Origin of the sequence: Butyricicoccus sp. (genome assembly GCF_050872565.1) — a bacterium.
Classification (GTDB): domain Bacteria; phylum Bacillota; class Clostridia; order Oscillospirales; family Butyricicoccaceae; genus Butyricicoccus_A.
This window is the reverse complement of the sequence record NZ_JBNMHC010000278.1, coordinates 1-3,099: the sequence shown is the minus strand read 5'-3', so window position 1 is coordinate 3,099 and position 3,099 is coordinate 1. Positions and strand designations below refer to the sequence as shown.

General features: G+C 49.9%; 3 protein-coding genes. All 3 read left to right on the top strand.

Annotated features, from left to right (window positions below; translation table 11 throughout):
- Nucleotides 1-120, top strand: a 120-nt coding sequence (locus ACR0P9_RS10005; RefSeq protein WP_432619743.1) for a hypothetical protein, incomplete at its 5' end; no start/stop codon positions are given.
- Between the two features lie 213 nt (nt 121-333).
- Nucleotides 334-1,725: a Trk system potassium transporter TrkA gene (gene trkA, locus ACR0P9_RS10000; RefSeq protein ID WP_432619741.1), complete on the top strand. Its 1,392-nt coding sequence runs from the start codon at nt 334-336 to the stop codon at nt 1,723-1,725.
- Between the two features lie 9 nt (nt 1,726-1,734).
- Nucleotides 1,735-3,099 (top strand): TrkH family potassium uptake protein (locus ACR0P9_RS09995; protein WP_432619739.1); only part of this gene is annotated, 1,365 nt, incomplete at its 3' end.

Here is a 3,099-nt window from a genome sequence, read left to right as displayed (position 1 = left end):
CAGCAGCTTGCAGACATGCTGTCCAAAGAAGGAATGCAGATTGCTCGCCGCACGGTCGTCAAATATCGACAGAAACTCGGCATTCCTACTTCTCGCCAGCGAAACGCGCAAAAGCGATAAGGTCGTATCTTTTTCCAATCAAAATTTCCAAAGCGCAGGCGAAATTCGTCTGCGCTTTCTTTACATATTTTCCATGCAAATGTTTCAAAATACAAAAAGTAGCGATTTCTAGTGGTTTCTTAAACGCTTTATTTTCGATTTCTTGCTGTTTTTTTTACCGAAACATGGTATAGTATAGGAAGATGTATTGATTCATCAGAGGAGTATCATCGCATGTTAAAGAAAAATAGTTCCGCAAGACACGGACTTAAAATTATCATCGTTGGCTGCGGCAAAGTCGGAACGACTCTGGTTCAGCAGCTGTGCAAAGAAGGGCATGAAATCACCATTGTGGATAAAAATCCTTCCACCGTACAAGAGCTTACCAATCTGTATGACATTATGGGCATCATCGGAAACGGCGCAAGCTACAGCGTGCAAATCGAAGCCGGCATCAACAGTGCCGATCTATTTATCGCTGTCACGGCATCCGACGAATTGAACCTGTTGTGCTGTACCATCGCCAAGCGCGTGGGTGACTGCTCTGCCATTGCCCGCGTCCGCACGCCGGATTACAGCAAGGAAGTCAGCTATCTGCGTGACCGATTGGGCCTCGCTATGATTATTAATCCGGAATTGGAAGCGGCGCGCGAAGCAGCCCGCATCCTCTATCTGCCTACGGCACTGGAAGTCAATTCCTTTGCGCATGGTCAGGCGGAGATGATTAAATTCAAAATTCCAGAGGGAAATATGCTCGACGGCATGACTGTCGCGCATTTGGGACGGCACATCACCAATGCTGTTCTGATTTGTGTTGTCCAGCGCGGTTCTGAGCTGCACATTCCGGGCGGCGACTTTCAGCTCGCCAAGGGCGATATTATCTCGTTTGTCTGCCCGCGCCGTATGACGCGCTCGTTCTTGGAATGCATTGGCATCAAAACCAAGCGCGTCAACAACACCATGATTATCGGCGGCGGCAAGGGTGCCTATTATCTCGGCAACCAACTCATTCAAATGGGCGTTTCGGTCAAGATTATCGAAATCAACCGCGCACGCTGCGAAGAGTTGAGCACGCTGCTTCCGAGTGCCATTGTCATCAACGGTGACGGCACAGACGAAGAGCTGCTCAAAGAGGAAGGCATTGAATATGCTGAATCCGTCGTTGCCCTCACCGGCATTGACGAAGAAAACGTTCTGCTGACGCTGCACGCGCGGCAGGTATCCAATGCCAAGGTCATTACCAAGCTCAACCGCATTTCCTTCCGCGATGTCATCAGTCAGTTGGATTTGGGCAGTGTCATTTATCCGCGCTTTATCACCTCTGAGGCGATTATTGCCTACGTTCGCGCCAAGACCAATTCCAAGGACAGCAGCAATATTGAAACGTTGTATCATCTGTTTGACTCCCGCGTAGAGGCTATTGAGTTCCGTGTAGAGGAAGAATCTGCGGTGATCGGCGTTCCGCTGCGCAAGCTGCCGATTCGCAAGAGTCTGCTCGTCGCATTTATCAATCGAAACGGACGCATCATCATTCCCAGCGGCAACGACTGCATTCAAGTCGGTGACACGGTCATGGTCGTCACGACACATGAAGAGCTGATGGACATCCGCGATATTTTGAGGTGACGGCGCAGCATGAATACTTGTATGATTCGCTATATCTTGGGCAACGTCCTCAAGATTGAAGCTGTTCTTTTGCTGCTGCCCTGTCTGACAGCGGTATATTATCAGGAATTCCAAGGCGTCTATTATTTGCTGACCGCAGCTATCTGTATTGTGCTCGGTTTTCTCATGACGCTCCGCAAACCAAAAAACAATGTCTTTTATCTCAAAGAGGGCTGTATTGCCACGGCGTTGAGCTGGATTTTTCTCAGTGTCTTCGGCTGTCTGCCATTTGTGTTCAGCGGAGAGATTCCGTCGTTCACCAATGCGCTGTTTGAGACGATTTCCGGCTTCACAACGACCGGCGCCAGCATCCTAGAGGATGTAGAAGCCCTGTCGCATTGTGCGCTGCTGTGGCGCAGCTTTACGCACTGGATCGGCGGCATGGGCGTGCTGGTGTTCCTGCTGGCGATTGTCCCGATGAGCGGTGGCTCCAACATCAATCTGATGCGCGCAGAAAGCCCGGGACCCTCCGTCGGCAAGCTGGTACCGAAAATGGTATCCTCTGCCCGTATTTTGTACGGCATTTATTTTGGATTGACTCTGTTGGAGATTGTGCTGCTGATTCTCGGCGGTATGCCGCTGTTTGACAGCGTGGCAACCGGCTTTGGCACAGCCGGAACCGGCGGTTTCGGCATCAAAGCGGACAGCTTTGCCAGCTATTCCGTGCATCTGCAATGGATCGTCACGATCTTTATGATTTTGTTCGGTGTCAATTTCAATGCGTATTATTTTATTCTGTTCCGTCAATTCCGCAAGGCATTCGGCATGGAAGAAGTGCGCACGTATTTTATCATTATTGTTGCATCGGTTGCCTTTATCACATATAATATCCGCAGCATGTGTTCCGGCGTGTTTGACGCGCTGACGCAGGCCGCCTTTCAGGTCGGTTCGATTATCACCACGACAGGCTTCGCGACAACGAACTTTGACTTATGGCCAAAAGCGAGTCAGACGATTCTTGTCATGCTGATGTTCTGCGGTGCCTGTGCAGGCAGTACCGGCGGCGGTATTAAAGTCTCTCGTTTTGTCATCGCAGGCAAAACCGTCGTCAAGGAAATGCGCTCGTATATTCATCCGAAAATTATCACCAAGGTAAAAATGGACGGCAAACCGATTGAACACGAAGTGGTTCGCGCGACAAACGTCTATGTCATGACATTTGTTGTCATCTTTACTGCGTCTGTCTTTGCGATTTCGTTTGAAGGCCATGATCTGGTCACGAACTTCACCGCCGTTGCCGCAACGGTAAACAACATCGGTCCGGGTCTTTCTCTCGTAGGCCCTGCGGCAAACTTCAATTTCTTCAGCCCGTTCTCCAAATATGTGCTGATGTTT